Consider the following 20,008-nt stretch of genomic DNA (forward strand, 5'->3'; position numbering starts at 1 on the left):
CCAACGATCACAATGCTCATGGTCCGCTCCTTCCTCCATTGAACACCGACATCCTACACGGAGATCGGCGGGAGGGGCGGGCCATCCATAAAGGGGGCCTTCATGCGCATCTGCATCATCACCACCGGCGGCACCATCGGCAGCACGGGCCACCCCCTGTCGCCCATGCCCGCCGCCCGGTTCGCGCAGGCCGTCCACGACCTGCTGGGGGGCGCGCTGGCGGCGGCGCTGCCAGGGGACCGGCTGCATGTGGATGACGGGCTGCGCTTTTCCGATGACGGGCCCGGCATGCTGGACAGCACCGACCTGCGCCCGTCCGACTGGTGCCGGATCGCGGGGCGGGTGCTGGATCTGTATGACGATCACGACGCCTTCGTGATCCTGCACGGCACCGACACGGTGGATTACACCGGCGCGGCGCTGCCCCTGCTGCTGAACGTGTTCGACGACATGGGGATCGCCCGCGCGGCCCTGTCCAAGCCGGTGATCCTGACCGGCGCGCAGCTGCCGCTGTTCCGCGACACGGCCGATGGCCTGGTCCTGAACGCGGGCAGCGACGCGCTGGCCAATCTGACCGGCGCGCTGGAGGCCGCCCGCTTGCGCCTGCCCGAGGTCGCGGTCTTCTTCGACCGGCGGCTGCTGCGCGGGGCGCGGGCGCTCAAGGTGTCGACCACGCGGTTCGCGGGGTTCGACAGCCCGCATCTGGGGCCGCTGGCCACGCGCGGCATCGGCATCCATCCGGGCGCGGTCCTGCCCCTGCCCGGCCCCGCCGCCCCCGACCGCGCGCTGGATGCCGCCCCGGCCCGCGCCCTGGTCCGCGCGCAGCTGGAGGCCGTGGCCCGCACCATCGACGACCAGCGCGTGGCGCAGATTGCCGCCGTTCCGTCGGATCATCGCGCGGCCGATCCGCTGATAGCGCGGATGGTGCGCGATGCACTAACCGCCGGCGCGACCGGCCTGCTGCTGGAGGGCTTTGGCCCCGGCAACATCCCCGCAGGCGACGGCGCGATGGCTGCGGCGCTGGCGCAGGCGCGGGTCCCTGTGCTGATCGCCAGCCGGGTGATCGGCGGGCAGGTGGGCGCGTTCGACTATGCCGCGGGCGCGTGGATCGGGGCGACCGGCGCGGTGGCGGCGGGCGACATGACGCCGGTCGCGGCGCTGGCCAAACTGATGATCCTGACCGCCATGGCCCCTCATCACGGATGGGACCGCACCACGCTGACCGCCCTGCTGGCGCGCAGCCTGGCGGGCGAATGCGCGGCCGGCGACCGGCTGACGGATGCGCTGTGGCCCGGTCAGGCGCTGCGGGCGGCTGACGGGCCGCTGCGGCTGGAGAACGACCCCGACCATGGCCCGCGTCTGAGCGACGGGATGTGCGTGCTGTGGCAGGCCCCCGGCCCCGGCACGCTGCGGATGCAGGGCGACCGGCTGGCGCTGATCGCCCATGACGGGGCGGTGCTCTGGTCCAGCGCGCCTGCGCCCGGCGCGGTGGCGGTGCTGACCGCGCATCCGCCCGCGCTGCGCCTGATCGACCCGGCGGGGCGCGCACGCCCGGTCACGGCGCTTGCGGGCTGACCCCCGCGCGCGCTAGCAACAGCCAGCCAGAGGAGGCCCCGATGCCGCTGATCCATGTCCTGAACGGTCCGAACCTGAACCTGCTGGGCCAGCGCCAGCCCGAGGTCTATGGCCACGCCACCCTGTCCGACCTGGAGGCGCTGTGCCGCGACGCCGCTCGCCCCCATGAGATCCGGTTCCTGCAATCCAACTGGGAAGGGCAGATCGTCGACTGGATCCACGAAGCGCGCCTTGAGGCTGCGGCCATCGTCATCAATCCGGCGGCGCTGACCCATACCTCGGTCGCGGTGCTGGACGCGCTGAACGCCTTCGACGGCCCGGTGATCGAGGTCCATATCAGCCAGGTCCACAAGCGCGAGGCATTTCGCCACCATTCCTATGTGTCGCATCGGGCGGATGGGGTGATCGCGGGGCTGGGCCTGGGCGGCTATGTCGCCGCGCTGCGCCATGTGGCGACGCTGATCTGACAAAAAACCGCCGGTTCCGGGCGCAGGGAGGAGGGGTGCGCGGGAACCGACGGCTTTCCGGAAATGGTCCGTGGCCGGACCGGGAGGAGGACGCCACGAAGCATCTGCTTCATGAGTTCACCTTGCGCCTGTCCGGCGGGCCTGTCACCGCCCGACGCTGCAACGCAGCAGGCGCGACAGGCGATGCCGCCGTGACGTGCTGATTTCCGGCGCATTGCCCGTTCGTTGTGCAGAAAACGCGCCAGACAGACCCATCAGCCGATTCGCGCGCCTATCCTGCCAGTGCCTCCAGATAGGTCCGCGACCACCAGGCGACATCATGGGTGACCACGCCCTCCAGCAGGGCGGCGTGGCGGTCGCGGCGTTCGGATTGCGACATGCGCATGGCCTGGGCCATCGCCACGGCCAGATCATGCGGGTCGTGGGGGTTGATGATCAGGGCCTGGTCCATCGTCTCGGCCGCGCCGGCAAAGCGCGACAGAATCAGCACGCCCGGATCGTCGGGGTTCTGGGCCGCGACATATTCCTTGGCCACCAGGTTCATGCCGTCCGCCAGCGGCGTGACCAGCCCGATGCGCGCCTGACGGTACAGCCCCGCCAGGACGGGGCGCAGAAAGGGCCGGTGGATGAACCGGATCGGGGTCCAGTTCAGCGTCGCGAACTGTCCGTTGATGCGGCCTGCCAGATGCTCGGTCTCCTCCCGGATGGTCTGATAGGCCTCGACGGCGCCGCGGGTGGGGGGCGCGATCTGCAGGAAGCTGATCTTTTCATGCAGGTCGGGGATCTTTTCCAGCAGCAGCTGATAGGCGCGGAACCGCTGTGGGATGCCCTTGGAATAGTCCAGCCGGTCCACCCCGATCATCATCTTGGCACCGGTCAGCATGCGCATGCGGTCGCTGTCGGGGGCGTCCACCGCCTCGGCCATAAACGAAGCCGCGTCGATGCCGATGGGAAAGGCCTGCGTGCGCACGTCGCGCCCCGCGATGCGGAACCGGTCGGGCGAGACCAGATCGCCATCGGCCAGCTGACGCGCGCTTTCGGCGAATGCGCCCATGTCCCGATCGGCCTGGAACCCCAGCAGGTCGTAATGCGACAGCCAGTCGAACAGCTGGGACGGGTTGGGCAGGGCCGCGCAATCGGCCGGGCCGGGAAAGGGGATGTGCAGGAAATGCCCGATCTTGTTGCCGACCCCCAGGGCGCGCAGTTCGGCGGCCAGCGGGAACAGGTGGTAATCCTGCACCCAGATGCGGTCGTCAGGGCGCAGATGCGGCACGATCATCCGCGCGATCAGCGCATTCACGCGGGCATAGCCGTCCAGATATTCGGGCTGGATGCGCATCAGGTTCGGCCGCCCGTGGCACAGCGGCCAGAGGATCGAGTTGGAATAGCCCAGATAATATTCCTCGTGATCCTGCGGGGTCAGGTCAAAGGACATGCGCTGGAAGGCGGCGCCCGGATGGTCCTGCAGGTCCGGTGCGGGATGGTCGGTCACCTCGCCCGAGAACCCGATCCAGACGCCGCCAGAGCTGCGCAGCGCATCCTCCAGCGCGACGACCAGCCCCCCCGACGGATTCTTGCCCAAAGGCAGGCGGTTCGACGCGACGACTAGGCGGGACATGCGGTTTCCTCAGGTCAGAGATGCGTCAAGCCAGGCGGCCAGCGCGGCAGGGTCGGACAGGCGGTGATGGGCGGCGGTGGGCCCGTCGCCAATCTTGATGGCAAAGCCGCCTTGGGACTGGGCGTGGGCCATGGCGGGTTCGTCGGTGGTGTCGTCGCCCGCAAAGACCGGCATCCGGCCCGCAAAGGGCGGCAGGGTCAGCAGATGCGCCATGGCGCTGTCCTTGCCGACGCCGCCGGGGCGCAGCTCCAGCGCCATCTTGGCGGGCTGCAGCACCAGATGCGGATGCTGTGCGGCCAGATCCTGCATCACCGTCTCGACGAAATCGCGCAGCTGGGGCGCGTCGCGGTAATGCAGCGCGACGCCGTGGGGCTTTTCCTCGACCAGCAGGGCGGGATGGGGGGCGGCGCGGTCGCGGGCCGCGCGGTGCAGCGCGGGCGCGTCGAAATCGACCTGATGCAGGGTGGTGATGCGGCCCGGTTCCAGCGACAGCTCGGACCCGTGGCTGCCCGCGACAAAGCCCGGAAAATCGGGCAGGTGCCCGCGCAGGTCGGCCACGTCGCGCCCCGAGATCAGCGCCACCGCGCCCCCCTGCCGCCGATGCAGCGCCGACAGGCGGTCACGCAGCGCGGCGCTGACGACGACCGCGTCCGGGCGCGGCGCGATATCGACCAGGCAGCCGTCGAAATCCAGAAACAGCGCGGCATCGGGGGACAGCAGGGGCAGGGTCATCGGCACGAGACACTCCGTTCAGGTTTCACAAGGTGAACCCTGAGACAGGCCCGCAGGTTCACCGCCATGTGATCTTTTGTGCATTCAATCGCGCGCGCTGTCAAAACTCGACGCCCGCCTGCGCCTTGATGCCGGCGCGGAAGGGGTGCTTGATCTGGGTCATCTCGGTCACCAGGTCGGCGGCCTCGATCAGCGCCTCGGGGGCGCCGCGGCCGGTCAGCACGACATGGGTCATGGGCGGTTTCTCAGCCTCTAGAAAGGCCAGCACCTCGGCCACGTCCAGATAGCCATAGCGAAAAGCGATGTTGATCTCGTCCAGCAGGACCATGCGGATGGCGGGGTCGCGGATCAGCGATTTGGCCTTGTCCCAGCCCGCCGCCGCCGCCGCGATGTCGCGCGATTTGTCCTGGGTCTCCCAAGTGAAGCCCTCGCCCATGGCGTGGAACTGGCAGATCTCGCCGAAATGCGTGGTCAGCAGCGTGCGTTCGCCCGTGTCCCACGCGCCCTTGATGAACTGCACCACCGCACTGGGCATGCCATGCGCGATGCAGCGCATGATCATGCCGAACCCGCTGGAGGATTTGCCTTTTCCTGGTCCGGTATGGACGATGATTAGGCCCTTTTCGCCGGTCTTGGTCTGCATCATCCGGTCGCGGGCGGCCTTTTTCTTGGCCATCTTGGCGGCGTGGCGGTCCAGATCATCGGCGGGAACAGGGTCGGTTGGGGTCATGGTGCGGCTCCTCAATGGTTGACAAATCGCGGGCGCGGGGCTTTTGGTGGGCCCGTGTTGGTTCCTGTCGTAAGGCAGGCGAAGAGGGAATGCGACAGGGTCCTGACGGACCCCAAGCGCAGCCGCCCCCGCGACCGTGACCGGAAAGGTCGCCCGATCCACTGGCCCCACGGGGTTGGGAAGGTGGGACGACCGTTGGGGAGACCCTGAATCCGCAAGCCGGGAGACCTGCCAGCACCTGACGATGACGGGCGAACGGGGTGTTTCGCAACCGGCAGGCGACGGGCGGATCCTTTCCGTGCCGCCCCCTTTCGGCCTGCCCCTTTGCCCCCGACCAAGGGAAGGCCCGCGATGCGCGCTGTTCTGCATGTCTGCACCACCTGTCGCGGCGCCCTGCCCGACCCCGATGCCGATCCCTGCGCGCCCCGCCCCGGCGCGCGGCTGATGGAGGTGCTGACCCGCACCGCCCCCGAAGGGGTCGAGATCCGCCCCGTCGAATGCCTGTCCGCCTGTTCGCAGGGCTGCGCCGTGGCCCTGTCGGGTCCGGCCAAGTGGTCCTATGTCTATGGCCGCCTGACGCCTGAGGACGCCGCCGAGATCGCCGCAGGCGCCCGCGCCTATGCCGCCACCGCCGACGGGGTCGTGCCCTGGCGCGAACGCCCCGCCATCTTCCGCAAGCAGAGCCTTGCGCGGATTCCCCCGCATTTCCCCCCGCAGGAGTGACAATGACCGACCTCGTGAAAACCCCCGTCACCGTGATCACCGGCTTTCTGGGCTCGGGCAAGACGACGCTGATCCGGCATCTGATGGCGAATCCGAACGGCCTGCGCCTGGCGGTCATCGTCAACGAATTCGGCACCCTGGGTGTGGATGGCGACATCCTCAAGGGCTGCGCCGATGACAGCTGCCCGGCCGAGAACATCATGGAGCTGTCGAACGGCTGCATCTGCTGCACGGTCGCCGATGATTTCATCCCCACGCTGGAGGCGCTGATGGCGCTGCCGCAAAAGCCCGATCACATCCTGATCGAGACCTCGGGCCTGGCGCTGCCGAAACCGCTGCTCAAGGCCTTCGACTGGCCCGCGATCCGGTCGCGGATCACCGTGGACGGCGTGATCGCCCTGGCCGATGCCGAGGCCGTGGCCGCGGGCCGCTTTGCCCCCGACGTGGCCGCCGTGGACGCGCAGCGCGCCGCCGATGACAGCCTGGACCACGAGACGCCCCTGTCCGAGGTCTTTGAGGATCAGATCGCCTGCGCCGATGTCGTGCTGCTGACCAAGGCCGATCTGGCCGGCGAGGCGGGCATCAAAGCCGCCCGCGCCGTGATCGAGGCCGAGGCGCCGCGCCCCCTGCCCATCCTGACCGTCACCGAGGGCGCCATCGACGCCCGCCTGATTCTGGGTCTGGGCAAGGCCGCCGAGGACGACCTGGACGCCCGTCCCAGCCACCATGACGGCGCCGACGACCACGAGCACGAGGATTTCGACACCGTCGTCATCGACCTGCCCGAGATCACCGACCCCGCCGACCTGGCCGCCCGCATCGCGCGGCTGGCCGCGGAACAGCACATCCTGCGCGTCAAGGGCCACGTCGCCGTCGCGGGCAAGCCGATGCGCCTGCTGGTCCAGGCCGTGGGCGGGCGCGTCCGGCACCAGTACGACCGGCCCTGGGGCGACAGCCCGCGCCGGTCGCGGCTGGTGGTGATCGCCGAGCATGACCATATCGACATGGCCGCGATCCGCGCCGTGCTGGACGGTGTGCCCGCATGACCGGGGCTGCCTGATGCATGTCATCTTTCGCGAACAGGTCGGGCTGGATCAGTCTGATGCCCCCTATGATCCCGGCCAGACGCCGGCGGATCTGGTGGTCCTGTCCTTTTCGGACAGCGACCTGGGGGCCTTTGCGGAAGGCTGGAAGCGGGCGGCGGGCGGCCTGCCCTCCACCCGGCTGTGCAATCTGGTGGCGCTGCGGCACCCGGTCTCGGTCGATACCTATGTCGAACAGACGCTGTCGGGGGCACGCGGCATCCTGATCCGCATCATCGGCGGAGAGGCCTATTGGCCCTATGGCCTGGCATCCGTGCAGGATCTGGCGCGGCGGCAGGGCATCGCGCTGGCGGTTCTGCCCGCGGACGGGCGCGACGATGCGCGGCTGGATCAGATGTCCACCGTGCCCGCATCGGTGCTGCGCGTGCTGCGGCGGCATTGCGAACAGGGCGGCGCGGTGGCGGCGCAGGCGGCGCTGGCGCAGCTGGCCATAGCGGCGGGCCTGGACGCGGCGCCGGTGCCTGGCATCAAAACGCTGCCGCAGATGGGGTTCTATGACCCGGATCACGGCGTCATCGCCGATCCGGGGGCGCCACACGCGCTGGTGACCTTCTATCGCAGCTGGCTGGCGGCGGCGGACATGGCGGCGATCGACGCGCTGATCCGGGCGCTGCGGGCGCGGGGCATCGCGGCGGTGGGGGCTTTTGCGCCCTCGCTCAAGACCGCGGGGCTGGCCGATTGGCTGCACGCGGCGCTGCCGCAGCCGCCCGCGATGGTGGTGAATGCCACCGCCTTTTCGGCGGGAACCGAGGCGCCCTTTGCCCACTTCCCCGGCCCGGTCTTTCAGGTGGCGTTGTCCACCAACCGCCGCCGGGACTGGGCCGGGGCGGAACGCGGGCTGTCGCCGTCGGACCTGGCCATGAACGTGGTCCTGCCCGAGGTGGACGGCCGCATCTTTGCAGGCCTGATCAGCTTCAAGTCGCCTGCCCCGCGCGACCCTGACCTGCAATATTCGCGCTTTGCCCACCGCCCCGACCCGGCGCTGGTCGCGGCGGCGGTGGATCGCATCGTGGCCTGGGGCGCGCTGGCGCAGGGGGCGGGCCGCGTGGCGATGGTGCTGTCCACCTATCCGGGGCGCGACTGGCAGCAGGCCCATGCCGTGGGGCTGGACGCGCCGGCCTCCGCGCAGGCCGTTGGGGCGATGCTGGGCGCCGAGTTGCCCGCGATGCCGGACGGGACCGTGGCTTGGCCGCTGGACGACTATCGTGCCGCCCTGGCCCGCCTGCCGCAGGTCCTGCAGGACAATCTGCACGCGGCCTGGGGGCCGCCCGAGACCGACCCCGATTGCCGCGACGGCGCCTTTCACCTGCGCGCCAGCCTGCACGGGCCGGTGATCCTGGCGCTGCAGCCCGAGCGCAGCCACCGCGCGGGGCGCGAGGACAGCTATCACGACCTGACCCGCGTGCCGCGCCATGCCTATGTGGCCTTCTATCTGTGGCTGGCGCAGCAAGGCGCGCAGGCGCTGATCCATATGGGCGCGCATGGCACGCTGGAATGGCTGCCGGGCAAGGCGGTGGCGCTGTCGGGCGACTGCTGGCCCGCGGCGCTGCTGGGCGCGATGCCGGTGATCTATCCCTTCATCGTCAACGATCCGGGCGAGGCCGCGCAGGCCAAGCGCCGCATCGGGGCCGTGACCCTGGGCCATATGCCGCCGCCCATGCGGGAGGCCGCCCTGCCCCCCGGCATGGCGGGGCTGGAGCGGTCCTTGGACGAATATTCCACCGCCGACGGGCTGGACCCCGCCCGCCGCGACCGCCTGATCGCCGCGATCCGCGACGAGGCGCGTGCCCTGGGGGTCGAGGCCGATCTGGGCATCCCGTCTGATGCCAGCGCCGCCGAGGCGATCACCCGCATCGACCGCTTTGTCTGCGACATCAAGGAAAGCCAGTACGGAGAGGGGCTGCATGTCTGGGGCAGCGGCGCCTGCGGTCAGGCCGAACGGGACGGGCTCATGGCCGCCCTGGCCGGGCGCTTTGTGCCGCCGGGGCCGTCCGGGTCGCCCAATCGGGGGCGGTCGGACGTCATGCCCACGGGGCGCAACCTGTTCAGCGTGGACCCGCGCGCCGTGCCCACGCCATCCGCCCATGCGCAGGGGGTGAAACTGGCCGAGGAGCTGCTGCGCCGCCACCTGCAGGATCACGGCGACTGGCCGCGCGGGCTGGTCGTGGACCTCTGGGGCAGCGCGACCATGCGCACCGCGGGCGAGGAATTCGCCATGGCCCTGCATCTGGCCGGGCTGAAGCCGGTCTGGGATGCGGGGTCGGGCCGCGTGTCGGGGGTCGAGGTCGTGCCGCTGGCGCTGCTGGGCCGACCGCGGATCGACGTGACGCTGCGGGTCTCGGGCCTGTTCCGCGACGTGTTCCCGGTGCTGGCCCAGCTGTTTCAGACCGGGGCCGCGACGCTGGCCGCACGCGACGAGGCCCCCGACCAGAACCCCTATGCCGGGGGCGCGCGGGTGTTCGGCCCGCAGCCCGGCCAGTACGGGCTGGGCATGGGCACCGCGCCCGACACCTTCACCGATGAGGCGCGTGCGGCGGCGGGCGAGGCGTGGATTGCGGCCTCCAGCTGGGCGATCGGCGCGGATGGCACCAGCCACGAGGCCCGCGACGCGCTGGAGGCGCGGCTGACCCGCGCCGACAGCTTTGTCCACGCGCAGGACCTGCCCGAGACGGACCTGCTGCTGGCTGCCGATTATGCCGCGCATGAGGGGGGCTTCGCCGCCGCCATGGCGCGGATCGGGGCCGCGGCACCCGCGCTGTACCACCTGGACGCGACGCAGCCCGACCGCCCCCGCGCCCGCACCCTGACCGAGGAGATCGCCCGCACCACCCGCGCCCGCGCCGCCGACCCGGCCTGGGCCGATGCGATGACCGCGCATGGATACCGGGGCGCAGCCGAGATCGCCGCCACGCTGGACCACATGGCGGCCTTTGCGCATCTGGCGGGGGCGGTACCCGCGCATCTGTTCGACCTGTATCACGACGCGACCCTGGGCCGCCCCGAGATCGTCGATTTCATGCAGGGCGCGAACCCCGAGGCGCTGGCCGCCATGCGCGACCTGTTCCAGCGGCTGCACGATGCGGGGCTGTGGGTCACGCGGCGCAACTCGATCGCGGCGGGGCTGTCGTGATCCGCGGCTGGTGCCCCGGCGCGCTGCGCCCGATGGAATCGGGCGACGGATGGGTGGTGCGCATCCGCCCTCCCGGCGGGCGGCTGAGCCATGCGCAGGCCCAGGCCATCGCCGATGCCGCCGAGGCCCATGGCAACGGCGTGATCGAACTGACGGGCCGCGCCAACCTGCAGCTGCGTGGCGTGACGCCCGCGACCCACGCGCCTCTGATCGCCGCGCTGCGCCAGCACGGCCTGATCGACGCGGACACAGCGACCGAACAGCGGCGCAACATCATCGTCACGCCCTTTGCGGCGGCGCAAACCGATGCGCTAGCGGCCGAACTGGCCACTACCTTGGCCGAAAGCGGCCTGCCCCTGCCCGCCAAGTTCGGCTTTGCCGTCGATACCGGCCCCGCGCCCGTCCTGACCCGCGATCCGGCCGATATCCGCATCGAACGCGGCCCCGGCGGCCTGATCCTGCGCGCCGACGGCATGGCGCAGGGCGCTGCCTTTGGCGGCCATGACCAGGCGATCGCGCTGGCCCGCTGGTTCCTGGATCAGGGCGGCGCACCGCAGGGCCGGGGGCGCATGGCCGCGCTGATCGCGGGCGGCGCGTGCCCCCCCGGCGCGACGCTGGCGGCCACGGACGGCGAGCCCGCGCAGACCCCCGGACGGGTGCCGCAGGGCATGCTCGTCGGGCTAGAATTCGGGCAGATCCCACCCGACACGCTGCGGCGGCTGGCCCGGCTGGCGCCTCTGCGCCTGACGCCGTGGCGGATGCTGCTGGCCCAGGGGGCGCGCGCCCTGCCCGCGCTGGACGGGCTGATCGCGGACCCCGCCGACCCGCGGCTGCGCCTGCGCGCCTGCCCCGGCGCGCCCGCCTGTCCGCAGGGGCATGGCCCGACCCGTGACGTCGCGCGCAGCCTGGCCACCCTTGTTCCCGACGGAGCGATCCTGCATGTCAGCGGTTGCGCCAAGGGCTGCGGCTGGCCCCGCGCGGCGGACGTGACGCTGACCGCGACGCCCGCCGGGTTCGACCTGATCCGGCACGGTCGCGCCCATGACGTGGCCGCCCTGCGCGGCCTGCACCCCGATCAACTGCCAAAGGTTCTGTGATGCCCCATGACTATGAAAAGGACGGCGCCGCCATCTATCGCCAGTCCTTTGCCACCATCCGGGCCGAGGCCGATCTGGCGCGTTTCGACACCGATGAGGAACCCGTCGTCGTCCGCATGATCCATGCCGCGGGACTGGTGGGCCTGGAGCGCGACGTGGCCTTCACCCCCGGCATGGCGACCGCGGCCCGCGCGGCTCTGGCCGCAGGTGCGCCGATCCTGTGCGACGCGCGCATGGTCAGCGAAGGCATCACCCGCCCGCGCCTGCCCGCCGACAACGCCGTCATCTGCACCCTGAACGATCCGCGCGTGCCCGACATGGCGCGCGACATGGGCAACACCCGCAGCGCCACCGCGCTGGAGCTGTGGCGCCCCTTCCTGGAGGGCGCGGTCGTGGCCATCGGCAACGCGCCCACCGCGCTGTTCCACCTGCTGAACATGCTGGAGGACCCCGCCTGCCCCCGCCCCGCCGCGATCATCGGCTGTCCCGTGGGGTTTGTCGGCGCGGCGGAATCGAAAGACGCGCTGATGGCCGCGCCCCCGGTGCCGTCGGTCATCGTGCGGGGCCGCCTTGGCGGGTCGGCCATCACCGTCGCCGCGATCAACGCGCTGGCCAGCCGGAGGGAATGATGGGACGCATCATCTGCGCAGGGCTGGGGCCGGGCGATCCGGACCTGATCTCGGTCCGGGCCGACAGGGCGGTGCGCGGCGCGCGCCACGTCGCCTATTTCCGCAAGCCCGGCAGGCCCGGTCAGGCGCGCCGCATCGTCCAGGGCATGCTGGCGCCGGATGCGGTCGAATACCCGATGGAATACCCGGTCACGACCGAAATTCCCTTTGACCACCCTGATTACAACGACGCGCTGGCGGGGTTCTATGACCTCTGGGCCGCGCGGCTGGCGCAGCTGGCGCAGACCGAGGATGTGGTCGTCCTGTGCGAGGGCGATCCGTTCCTTTACGGCAGCTTCATGCATCTGCAGATCCGTTTGCAGGGGCTGGCCCAGGTCGAGGTGATCCCCGGCATTCCCGGCATGGTCGGCTGCTGGAACGCGCTTGGTCAGCCGATGACTTGGGGCGACGATGTGCTGACCGTGCTGATGGGCACCCTGCCCGAATCGGAGCTGATCCGCCACATGCAGGGCAGCGACGCGCTGGTGGTGATGAAGACCGGCCGCAACCTGCCCAAGCTGCGCCGCGCCTTGGCGGCATCCGGTCGTCTGGCCGACGCCTGGCTGATCGAGCGCGGTACCATGCCCGGCCAGCGCATCGCGCCCCTGGCGGATGTGGCCGACGACGATTGCCCCTATTTCGCGATCCTGCTGGTGCATGGGCACGGGCGGCGCCCCATGGCGCGGGTGGCGGAATGAGCGGCTGGATCACCGTCGCGGGGCTGGGGCCGGGGTCCGACGCCATGGTGACGCCCGAAGTCGCCGCCGCGCTGGAACAGGCGACCGACGTGATCGGATACATCCCCTATGTCGCCCGCGTGGCCGCGCGCCCCGGCCTGACCCTGCATGCCAGCGACAACCGGGTGGAGCTGGACCGCGCCCGCCACGCGCTGTCGCTGGCCGCAGGCGGTGCGCGGGTGGTGATCGTGTCCTCGGGCGATCCGGGGGTGTTCGCCATGGCCTCGGCCCTGTTCGAGGCGCTGGAGGAGGCCGGGGGCGATCCCGACATCCGCATCCTGCCGGGCATCACCGCGATGCTGGCGGCCGCGGCGCGGGCCGGCGCGCCCCTGGGCCATGATTTCTGCGCGATCAACCTGTCGGACAACCTCAAACCCATCGCGCTGATCGAACACCGCTTGCGCCACGCGGCGCGGGGCGATTTCGCGATGGCCTTCTACAACCCGCGCTCGGCCAGCAGGCCGCAGGGATTCGCCCGCGTGCTGGAGGTCCTGCGCGAGGAATGCGAACCCGGCCGCCTGCTGATCTTTGCCCGCGCCGTCAGCACCCCGGACGAGGCCTTGCGCGTCGTCACGCTGGCGGAGGCCACCCCCGACATGGCCGACATGCGCACCGTGGTGCTGGTCGGAAACGCGGCCACGCGGCGGGTGGGCCGGTGGGTCTATACCCCGCGCGGGGCGGTCTGATGCAGCCAGTCCAGCGCCTGCTCTGGTGCGGGAACCTGGGGCCTGTCGGGGGCCGGGGGCCGGTCGATCATGATCACGCGGATGCCCAGATCGCGCGCGGCCTGCAGCTTGGCGCTGGCCCCCGCGCCGCCGCTGTTCTTGGCGACCAGATGGGTGATGCCATGCGCCGCCATCAGCGCCCGGTCGCCCGCGACATCGAAAGGGCCCCGGGCAATCACCACCTCCGCGTGCGGCAGGGGGGCCACGTCGGGCGCATCGACCAACCGCAGCAGCCAGCGATGCGGCAGGGCGGCAAAGGGGGCCAGGGTCTGCTTGCCGATGGCCAGGAACACCCGCGTGGGCGTGACGGGCAACGCCGTGACCGCGCCCGCGATATCCGCCACCTGCGTCCAGCCGGGACCGGCCTGCCAGGCCGGGCGGCGCAGCATCAGCATGGGCACCCCCGCCGCATGGCAGGCGGCATCCGCATTGCGGCTGATCTGGGCGGCAAAGGGATGGGTCGCGTCGATCAGATGGGTGATCCGCTGGTCGCGCAGGTATCGGCCCAGCCCATCGGCGCCCCCGAACCCGCCCACCCGCATGGGCAGCGGCTGCGCCAAAGGTGCCGCCGTGCGCCCGGCATAGGAGAACACCGCATCGACCCCCGCCCCCGCCAGAATGGCGGCCATGCGGCTGGCCTCGGTCGTGCCCCCCAGCAGCAGGACGCGCATCATGTCTGACCCCTGGCTGACGATCATCGGCATGGGCGAGGATGGACCGGCGGGCCTGCCGGATGCAAGCCGTGCCGCGCTGGACGCGGCCCAGGTCGTCTTTGGCGCGCCCCGTCTGCTGGACCTGGCCGGGGTGGCCGGGCAGCCATGGCCGGTGCCCTTCGATCTGGCGCCTCTGCTGGCGCGGCGGGGCGCGCGCGTGGCGGCGCTGGTGTCGGGCGATCCGTTCTGGTGCGGCGCGGGTGGCAGCATCGCGGCCGTGCTGGAGCCGCACGAATGGCGCGCCCTGCCCGCCCCCGGCGTGCTGTCGCTGGCAGCCGCACGCCTTGGCTGGCGGCTTGAGGCGGTGGTGACCCTGGGCCTGCACGCGGCCCCCCTGTCGCGCCTGCGCCCGCATCTGGCGCGCGGCTGCCGCATAATCGCGACCCTGCGCGACGGCGACGCGCCCGCCGCCCTGGCCGCATGGCTGGTGGACCAGGGCGCCGGGGCTGCGCGGCTGACGGTGCTGGAGCGTCTTGGCGGGCCGCAGGAGCGTGTCCGCCAGACCCGCGCCGATGCCTTTGCGCTGGATTGCGCGGCACCCGTGGCGGTGGCCATCGACGGGGCGGATCTGCCGCGCGGCTTTGGCCTGTCCTCGGTGCCGGGCCGCCCCGAGGACAGCTTTGCCCATGACGGACAGATCACCAAGTCGCCCATCCGCGCCCTGACGCTGGCCGCCTTGGCTCCGCGCGCAGGCGAGATGCTGTGGGATATCGGCGGCGGCTCGGGCTCGGTCGCGGTGGAATGGGCGCTGGCCGGGGGGCGCGCCGTGACGGTAGAGCCGCGCGCCGACCGCATCGCCACCATCCGCGCGAATATCGACGCCTTCGGGCTGGGCGGCCGCGTCACCGCGATCCACGGCGCGGCCCCTGGCGCGCTGCCGCAGGGCAGCCCCGATGCGATCTTTGTCGGCGGCGGGGCGGATGCGGCGCTGATCGCGCATCTGTGGGACCGGCTGACCCCCGGCACGCGTCTGGTCGCCAATGCCGTGACGCTGGAGACCGAGGCCCTGCTGGCCGACTGTCACGCCCGCCATGGCGGCCGCCTGCTGCGCATCGACATCGCCGAGGCCGCCCCCTTGGGCCGGATGCGCGGCTGGACCGCCGCCCGCCCCATCGTGCAATGGAGCGTGACATGCGCATCGCCGGAATAGGCTGTCGTCCCGGCACGCCGCTGGCGGACCTGTCCGCCGCGCTGCAGGCCGCGGGTGGCGCGGATGCGCTGGCGACGATCCCCGATCGTGCCCCCGAAATCCGGCCCTTGGCCGATGCCCTGTCCCTGCCCCTGCATCTGGTGCAGGTCGCGGGCATCGCCACCCCCACGCAATCGCCGCGCATCCTGGCGCTGCACGCCACCGGGTCGGTGGCCGAGGCCGCCGCCATCGCGGCTGGCGGCCGCCTGACCCATCCGCGCCGGACCTTCGGCCCCATCACCATCGCCATCGCAGAGGTTCCATGACCGTCCATTTCATCGGCGCAGGCCCCGGCGCGCCCGACCTGATCACCCTGCGCGGCCGCGACCTGATCGCGGCCTGCCCGGTCTGCCTCTATGCGGGGTCGCTGGTGCCTGCGGCCCTGCTGTCCCATTGCCCGCCCGGCGCGCGCATCGTGAACACCGCCCCCCTGTCGCTGGACCAGATCATTGAGGAAATCGCCGCTGCCGATGCGGCAGGCCATGACGTCGCGCGGCTGCATTCGGGCGACCTGTCGGTCTGGTCCGCGATGGGCGAGCAGATCCGCCGGTTGCGGGCGCTGGACATCCCCTTCGACGTGACGCCGGGCGTGCCCAGCTTTGCCGCCGCCGCTGCCGCGCTGCAGACGGAACTAACCCTGCCCGGCCTGGCGCAATCGGTCGTGCTGACCCGCACGCCGGGGCGCGCCTCCTCGATGCCGGAAGGCGAGACGCTGGCCGCATTTGCCGCGACTGGGGCGACGCTTGCGATCCATCTGTCGATCCACGCGCTGGAGCAGGTTGTGGCCGATCTGACGCCGCATTACGGCCCCGACTGTCCGGTGGCTATCGTCTGGCGGGCCAGTTGGCCGGACCAGCGGGTGATCCGCGCGACCCTGGCCACGGTGGACGCGCAGGGCATCGACCGCACCGCGCTGATCCTGGTCGGCCCGGCGCTGGCGGCTGAGGGGTTCGACGACAGCCGCCTTTATGCGGGCGATTACGACCGACGCTATCGCCCGGTCGGTGACGCGCCGAGGTTCCCGGAATGACGCCGGGCCTGATGATATCCGCCCCCGCATCCGGCACGGGCAAGACGATGCTGATGCTGGGCCTGCTGACCGCGCTGCGCAGGCGCGGGCTGGCGGTGCAGCCCTTCAAGTCGGGGCCGGATTACATCGATCCGGGGTTCCATCTGGCGGCCTCGGGGCGCGCCAGCTTCAACCTGGATGCCTGGGCGATGGAGCCGGGGCGCCTGGCCGCCCATGTCACCGGACAGGACGATGCCGACCTGGTCCTGGCCGAGGGGTCGATGGGCCTGTTCGACGGCGTGGCGACAGCGGGAGAGACCGGCATCGGCTCTAGCGCGGAAATCGCGATGATGATGGGCTGGCCCGTGGTGCTGATCCTGGATGTCAGCGGGCAGGCGCAATCGGCGGCGGCGACCGCGCGGGGCTTTGCCACGCTGCGGCCCGATCTGCCGTTCGCGGGGGTGGTGCTGAACCGCGTGGCCTCCCCGCGCCACGACCGGCTGATCCGCGAGGGGATGACCCAGGCCGGCATCCGCGTGCTGGGCAGCCTGCCGCGACAGGGCAACATCGTGCTGCCCGAGCGTCATCTGGGCCTGATCCAGGCCGAGGAGACGGCGGGGCTTCAGGCCATCCTGGACCATGCGGGCGATTTCATCGCAGCGCATTGCGATCTGGATGCGATCATCGCCGCCGCCGCGCATCGCGCCCTGCCCGACGCGCCCGCGCCACGTCCGCTGACGCCGCCCGGGGGCCGCATCGCGCTGGCCCGCGACGCGGCGTTCAGCTTTGTCTATCCGCATGTGCTGGAGGCGTGGCGGCGGGCGGGGGCTGTGATCCTGCCGTTTTCGCCGCTGGCCGATGAGGGGCCGGATGACAGCGCCGATTGCTGCTGGCTGCCAGGCGGATACCCGGAGCTGCACGCGCCCCGGCTGGCCGCCTGCGACGGGTTCCGCACGGCCATGCACCGCTTTGCGGCGACGCGGCCGGTGCATGGGGAATGCGGCGGCTACATGGCGCTTGGGGCAGGTCTGGTGGACGCCGATGGCGTACGCCACCAGATGTTGGGCCTTCTGGGACTGGAGACCAGCTATGCCAAACGCCGCATGCACCTGGGATACCGCCGCGCCGAGCCACTGACCGCCCTGCCGGGGCTGGGGCGGGTGGCGCTGCGCGGGCATGAATTTCACTATGCCTCGATCCTGTCGCAGCCCGATGCGGCGCTGGCCCGCGTGACCGATGCGACCGGGGCCGAGGTCGCGGAAACCGGCAGCCACCGGGGCACCGTCACGGGCAGCTTCTTTCACCTGATCGCGCCCGCCGCGACTTGACGAGGGCACGGCGATCACGTCTAGGTGAGGGCCTGCATGGTGCCCATCAGGCGTGAAACGCCGGGCTTCATCGGGAACGGGGAAGGGTGGACCCAATCGCGGCACCCGAAGCCTCGGCCGCCCCCGCGACTGTATGCGGAGAGCGCGCGTCACCAACGCCACTGGAGCGATCCGGGAAGGCTGACGCCGCGCCCTGACCCGCAAGCCAGGAGACCGGCCATGTCAGCCAACCATCCCGCCGTCGGGTGTGACGGCCACAGGAGTGTGACATGCATATCGAAGAAGGCGTCGTTAACGGCGCGAAACTGATCTTGGGATACGCTACCGCCGCCACGGCGGGGCTGTATTCGCTGAAGCTGGCCGTGGATGCGGTGCGGGCGCAGGGGGCCGCGTCGCTGGCCGCCCGCGCAGGGCTGGCCACGGCCGCGACCTTCGTGTTCTTTCAGGTGCTGCCGACCTGGCCCGTCGGCGTGTCCGAGGTGCATCTGATCCTGGGATCGACGCTGTTTCTGCTGTTCGGGGCGGCGCCTGCGGCCATCGGGCTGGCGATGGGGCTGCTGATCCAGGGGCTGTTCTTTGCGCCCTTCGATCTGCCGCAATACGGGATGAACGTCACGACGCTGCTGGTGCCCCTGTTCGCGGTCGCGGCGCTGGCGCGGCGGGTGATCGCGCCGGGCACAGCCTATGTGGACCTGCGCTATGGTCAGGCGCTGGCGCTGTCGGCGGCCTATCAGGGCGGCATCGTGACCTGGGTCGCGTTCTGGGCCTTCTACGGCCAGGGGGTCGAGGCCACGGCGGGCGTGCTGTCCTTTGGCGCGGCCTATCTGCTGGTCCTGGCGCTGGAGCCTGTGGTCGATCTGGCTGTGCTGGCGGGCGCCAAGGCCGCGCGCGGACTGCGGGGCAGCGGGCTGGTCACACAGCGCCTTTACGCATGATCGATCTGGTGCTGATCGGGGCGGGCACGGGCCATCCCGACCACCTGACCCTGCAGGGCGTCCGCGCCCTGCAAGAGGCTGATCTTGTTCTGATTCCCCGCAAGGGCGCGGGCAAGGAGGATCTGGCGCATCTGCGTCTGGCGATGCTGGCGCGGCTCCGGCCGGACGGCGCCGTGGTCGAGGTCGACCTGCCGGTGCGGGATCCGGACCTGCCCTATCTGCAAGGGGTCGAGGCCTGGCACGACGCCATCGCGCAGGCCTGGGCGCAGGCGGTCGACCTGCCGCAGGGTGGGACCGTGGCGATGCTGGTCTGGGGCGACCCCTCGCTCTATGACAGCAGCCTGCGGATCGCGGCGCGGCTGGACTGGCGCGCGCGGGTCATTCCGGGGATCACGGCGATCCAAGCGCTGTGCGCGGCCCATGCCATCCCGTTGAATTCCCTGGGCAATGAGATTCTGATCACCACCGGTCGCCGCCTGCGCGAGAGCGGCTGGCCCCAGGGCTGCGACCGCGCGGTGGTGATGCTGGACGGCGCCTGTGCGTTCCAGACGCTGGCCCCCGAGGGGCTGTCGATCTGGTGGGGCGCCTATCTGGGCATGGTCGAGGAGCGGCTGGAGAGCGGCCCGCTTGCCGAGGCCGGGCCGCGGATCGTGGCGCTGCGGGCCGAGGCGCGGGCGGCGCATGGCTGGATCATGGATTGCTATCTGCTGGCCCGGAACGGCGCGCACTAACCCGTCACCGGGGGCGCACCGCGCAGACACAGGGCGTACACCGACAACGCACGGCCGCTTAAGGCGCCGTTAACGGTCGGGCGGCAGTCTGGCGGGCATCGATCCTGCGGAGGCACCATGTCCATCACCAAGGCCGAAGGCACCCGGCGCGCGAATTACCACTATATGGCCGACGCGATGCGGATGCTGGAATGGGACCTGCACAGCACCGTCATGGCGCGGATGCGTATCCCCGACGACTGGCACCGCATCGCGCAGGAGAAGGGCACGGCGCCCAAGACGCGCGTCACGCTGCGGCTGGATGCGGATGTGGTGGCGTTCTTTCGCTCGATGGGGCCGGACTGGCAGGTGCGGGTCAACCGGCTGATGGCGGCCTGGATGCATGCGCGGCTGGCGGGGCTGATCGAGGGGGCCGAGACGATGGATTACCTCAAGCGCCGCGAGGCCGAGGGTCTGGACGGCCCCCGCCCCGAATTCGGCGACCTGCAGCGCGCCGAGGACGCAGCCTGGGCCGAGATGGGCGAGACGCCCCTGCCCCCGGGCGGGCCGGGGGTGCCGATGGAGGGGCCTCGGCGGATGAGTGCGGCGGGGAAGCGGGCGTTGTTGGAGGAGATGAAGGGGCGGAGGGGGTTGTGATCAGTTTCTGCCGCGTGCAACGACACTCAGCCTTCGCACTTACCACAGGTAAGCGCGAAGGTATTTAGAGCGTTTTGCGGCTTTCCAGATTCAGGATACCCCTGTGGCTTGATCTGTGATTCCCTGCCTGCATGACAGGTGGAGGGATGATATGGGCAGACC

At 71.2% G+C, this 20,008-nt stretch carries 20 protein-coding genes and 2 riboswitches; of the genes, 16 read left to right on the forward strand and 4 right to left on the reverse strand.

What is annotated here, in order from left to right:
* The first annotated feature begins 102 nt into the window (after nt 1-102).
* Both ABS73_RS15845 and aroQ read left to right on the forward strand, forming a co-directional pair.
* On the forward strand, nt 103-1,575 hold the full coding sequence (locus ABS73_RS15845; protein WP_277021059.1) for an asparaginase domain-containing protein: 1,473 nt from the start codon (nt 103-105) through the stop codon (nt 1,573-1,575).
* 41 nt (nt 1,576-1,616) lie between these two features.
* Nucleotides 1,617-2,042, forward strand: coding sequence for a type II 3-dehydroquinate dehydratase (gene aroQ, locus ABS73_RS15850; RefSeq protein ID WP_277021060.1), 426 nt, complete (start codon nt 1,617-1,619; stop codon nt 2,040-2,042).
* Nucleotides 2,043-2,313: 271 nt separating this feature from the next.
* On the opposite strand, the gene ABS73_RS15855 is transcribed toward aroQ, so the two are convergent.
* From ABS73_RS15855 to cobO, 3 genes are all read right to left on the reverse strand, one after another.
* Nucleotides 2,314-3,660, reverse strand: a complete 1,347-nt coding sequence (locus ABS73_RS15855) for an alpha,alpha-trehalose-phosphate synthase (UDP-forming) (protein ID WP_277021063.1) — start codon at nt 3,658-3,660, stop codon at nt 2,314-2,316.
* A gap of 9 nt (nt 3,661-3,669) precedes the next feature.
* Nucleotides 3,670-4,392: a trehalose-phosphatase gene (otsB, locus tag ABS73_RS15860; RefSeq protein ID WP_277021066.1), complete on the reverse strand. Its 723-nt coding sequence runs from the start codon at nt 4,390-4,392 to the stop codon at nt 3,670-3,672.
* 100 nt (nt 4,393-4,492) lie between these two features.
* Entirely contained in the window at nt 4,493-5,122 is a 630-nt protein-coding gene (gene cobO / locus ABS73_RS15865; protein WP_277021068.1) for a cob(I)yrinic acid a,c-diamide adenosyltransferase, read from the reverse strand.
* Between the two features lie 41 nt (nt 5,123-5,163).
* A riboswitch (cobalamin riboswitch) is annotated at nt 5,164-5,372 on the forward strand.
* 101 nt (nt 5,373-5,473) lie between these two features.
* On the opposite strand from cobO, the gene ABS73_RS15870 reads away from it, so the two are divergent.
* From ABS73_RS15870 to cobJ, 7 genes are read left to right on the forward strand one after another with little or no spacing between them, the layout of a single operon-like run.
* Entirely contained in the window at nt 5,474-5,845 is a 372-nt protein-coding gene (locus tag ABS73_RS15870) for a DUF1636 domain-containing protein (RefSeq protein ID WP_136854894.1), read from the forward strand.
* Nucleotides 5,846-5,847: 2 nt separating this feature from the next.
* Nucleotides 5,848-6,891 carry a cobalamin biosynthesis protein CobW gene (cobW, locus tag ABS73_RS15875; protein ID WP_277021072.1) on the forward strand — a complete coding sequence of 348 codons (1,044 nt, stop codon included), beginning with the start codon at nt 5,848-5,850 and terminating at the stop codon, nt 6,889-6,891.
* 13 nt (nt 6,892-6,904) lie between these two features.
* Nucleotides 6,905-10,078: a cobaltochelatase subunit CobN gene (cobN, locus tag ABS73_RS15880; RefSeq protein ID WP_277021074.1), complete on the forward strand. Its 3,174-nt coding sequence runs from the start codon at nt 6,905-6,907 to the stop codon at nt 10,076-10,078.
* On the forward strand, nt 10,075-11,175 hold the full coding sequence (cobG, locus tag ABS73_RS15885) for a precorrin-3B synthase (protein WP_277021075.1): 1,101 nt from the start codon (nt 10,075-10,077) through the stop codon (nt 11,173-11,175). Before cobN ends, cobG begins: the two co-directional genes overlap by 4 nt.
* Entirely contained in the window at nt 11,175-11,804 is a 630-nt protein-coding gene (locus ABS73_RS15890; RefSeq protein WP_277021078.1) for a precorrin-8X methylmutase, read from the forward strand. The genes cobG and ABS73_RS15890 overlap by 1 nt, the downstream gene beginning before the upstream one ends.
* Nucleotides 11,804-12,541: a precorrin-2 C(20)-methyltransferase gene (cobI, locus tag ABS73_RS15895; protein WP_277021104.1), complete on the forward strand. Its 738-nt coding sequence runs from the start codon at nt 11,804-11,806 to the stop codon at nt 12,539-12,541. The genes ABS73_RS15890 and cobI overlap by 1 nt, the downstream gene beginning before the upstream one ends.
* On the forward strand, nt 12,538-13,266 hold the full coding sequence (cobJ, locus tag ABS73_RS15900; RefSeq protein WP_277021081.1) for a precorrin-3B C(17)-methyltransferase: 729 nt from the start codon (nt 12,538-12,540) through the stop codon (nt 13,264-13,266). Before cobI ends, cobJ begins: the two co-directional genes overlap by 4 nt.
* On the opposite strand, the gene ABS73_RS15905 is transcribed toward cobJ, so the two are convergent.
* Nucleotides 13,242-13,976, reverse strand: coding sequence for a cobalt-precorrin-6A reductase (locus ABS73_RS15905; RefSeq protein ID WP_277021106.1), 735 nt, complete (start codon nt 13,974-13,976; stop codon nt 13,242-13,244). The two genes, cobJ and ABS73_RS15905, sit on opposite strands and share 25 nt — an antisense overlap.
* Before the next feature lies 1 nt (nt 13,977).
* On the opposite strand from ABS73_RS15905, the gene cbiE reads away from it, so the two are divergent.
* The 7 genes from cbiE (at nt 13,978) to ABS73_RS15940 (ending at nt 19,846) form a co-directional block, all read left to right on the forward strand.
* The gene (gene cbiE, locus ABS73_RS15910) at nt 13,978-15,168 is read left to right on the forward strand and encodes a precorrin-6y C5,15-methyltransferase (decarboxylating) subunit CbiE (protein WP_277021084.1); all 1,191 of its coding nucleotides are present in this window, start codon (nt 13,978-13,980) and stop codon (nt 15,166-15,168) included.
* The gene (locus ABS73_RS15915) at nt 15,150-15,473 is read left to right on the forward strand and encodes a cobalamin biosynthesis protein (protein WP_277021087.1); all 324 of its coding nucleotides are present in this window, start codon (nt 15,150-15,152) and stop codon (nt 15,471-15,473) included. Before cbiE ends, ABS73_RS15915 begins: the two co-directional genes overlap by 19 nt.
* Complete coding sequence (cobM, locus tag ABS73_RS15920) at nt 15,470-16,237, forward strand: precorrin-4 C(11)-methyltransferase (protein WP_277021090.1); 768 nt, start codon at nt 15,470-15,472, stop codon at nt 16,235-16,237. Before ABS73_RS15915 ends, cobM begins: the two co-directional genes overlap by 4 nt.
* Entirely contained in the window at nt 16,234-17,544 is a 1,311-nt protein-coding gene (locus ABS73_RS15925) for a cobyrinic acid a,c-diamide synthase CobB (RefSeq protein ID WP_277021092.1), read from the forward strand. The genes cobM and ABS73_RS15925 overlap by 4 nt, the downstream gene beginning before the upstream one ends.
* Before the next feature lie 20 nt (nt 17,545-17,564).
* Nucleotides 17,565-17,780, forward strand: a riboswitch (cobalamin riboswitch).
* A gap of 33 nt (nt 17,781-17,813) precedes the next feature.
* Complete coding sequence (locus ABS73_RS15930; RefSeq protein WP_277021095.1) at nt 17,814-18,479, forward strand: energy-coupling factor ABC transporter permease; 666 nt, start codon at nt 17,814-17,816, stop codon at nt 18,477-18,479.
* Nucleotides 18,476-19,210 carry a precorrin-6A synthase (deacetylating) gene (gene cobF / locus ABS73_RS15935; RefSeq protein ID WP_277021098.1) on the forward strand — a complete coding sequence of 245 codons (735 nt, stop codon included), beginning with the start codon at nt 18,476-18,478 and terminating at the stop codon, nt 19,208-19,210. Before ABS73_RS15930 ends, cobF begins: the two co-directional genes overlap by 4 nt.
* 117 nt (nt 19,211-19,327) lie before the next feature.
* Nucleotides 19,328-19,846: a BrnA antitoxin family protein gene (locus ABS73_RS15940; protein WP_277021101.1), complete on the forward strand. Its 519-nt coding sequence runs from the start codon at nt 19,328-19,330 to the stop codon at nt 19,844-19,846.
* Nucleotides 19,847-20,008 lie beyond the last annotated feature (162 nt).

This window comes from Paracoccus sp. SCN 68-21 (genome assembly GCF_001724535.1).
GTDB lineage: Bacteria > Pseudomonadota > Alphaproteobacteria > Rhodobacterales > Rhodobacteraceae > Paracoccus > Paracoccus hibiscisoli.

Bases quoted from the DNA above. Each gene is read 5' to 3' on its own strand.
- ABS73_RS15845 (WP_277021059.1), top strand. From the start codon at position 103: ATGCGCATCTGCATCATCACCACCGGCGGCACCATCGGCAGCACGGGC.
- aroQ (WP_277021060.1), top strand. From the start codon at position 1,617: ATGCCGCTGATCCATGTCCTGAACGGTCCGAACCTGAACCTGCTGGGC.
- ABS73_RS15855 (WP_277021063.1), bottom strand. From the start codon at position 3,660: ATGTCCCGCCTAGTCGTCGCGTCGAACCGCCTGCCTTTGGGCAAGAAT.
- otsB (WP_277021066.1), bottom strand. From the start codon at position 4,392: ATGACCCTGCCCCTGCTGTCCCCCGATGCCGCGCTGTTTCTGGATTTC.
- cobO (WP_277021068.1), bottom strand. From the start codon at position 5,122: ATGACCCCAACCGACCCTGTTCCCGCCGATGATCTGGACCGCCACGCC.
- ABS73_RS15870 (WP_136854894.1), top strand. From the start codon at position 5,474: ATGCGCGCTGTTCTGCATGTCTGCACCACCTGTCGCGGCGCCCTGCCC.
- cobW (WP_277021072.1), top strand. From the start codon at position 5,848: ATGACCGACCTCGTGAAAACCCCCGTCACCGTGATCACCGGCTTTCTG.
- cobN (WP_277021074.1), top strand. From the start codon at position 6,905: ATGCATGTCATCTTTCGCGAACAGGTCGGGCTGGATCAGTCTGATGCC.
- ABS73_RS15890 (WP_277021078.1), top strand. From the start codon at position 11,175: ATGCCCCATGACTATGAAAAGGACGGCGCCGCCATCTATCGCCAGTCC.
- cobI (WP_277021104.1), top strand. From the start codon at position 11,804: ATGGGACGCATCATCTGCGCAGGGCTGGGGCCGGGCGATCCGGACCTG.
- cobJ (WP_277021081.1), top strand. From the start codon at position 12,538: ATGAGCGGCTGGATCACCGTCGCGGGGCTGGGGCCGGGGTCCGACGCC.
- ABS73_RS15905 (WP_277021106.1), bottom strand. From the start codon at position 13,976: ATGCGCGTCCTGCTGCTGGGGGGCACGACCGAGGCCAGCCGCATGGCC.
- cbiE (WP_277021084.1), top strand. From the start codon at position 13,978: ATGTCTGACCCCTGGCTGACGATCATCGGCATGGGCGAGGATGGACCG.
- ABS73_RS15915 (WP_277021087.1), top strand. From the start codon at position 15,150: ATGCGCATCGCCGGAATAGGCTGTCGTCCCGGCACGCCGCTGGCGGAC.
- cobM (WP_277021090.1), top strand. From the start codon at position 15,470: ATGACCGTCCATTTCATCGGCGCAGGCCCCGGCGCGCCCGACCTGATC.
- ABS73_RS15925 (WP_277021092.1), top strand. From the start codon at position 16,234: ATGACGCCGGGCCTGATGATATCCGCCCCCGCATCCGGCACGGGCAAG.
- ABS73_RS15930 (WP_277021095.1), top strand. From the start codon at position 17,814: ATGCATATCGAAGAAGGCGTCGTTAACGGCGCGAAACTGATCTTGGGA.
- cobF (WP_277021098.1), top strand. From the start codon at position 18,476: ATGATCGATCTGGTGCTGATCGGGGCGGGCACGGGCCATCCCGACCAC.
- ABS73_RS15940 (WP_277021101.1), top strand. From the start codon at position 19,328: ATGTCCATCACCAAGGCCGAAGGCACCCGGCGCGCGAATTACCACTAT.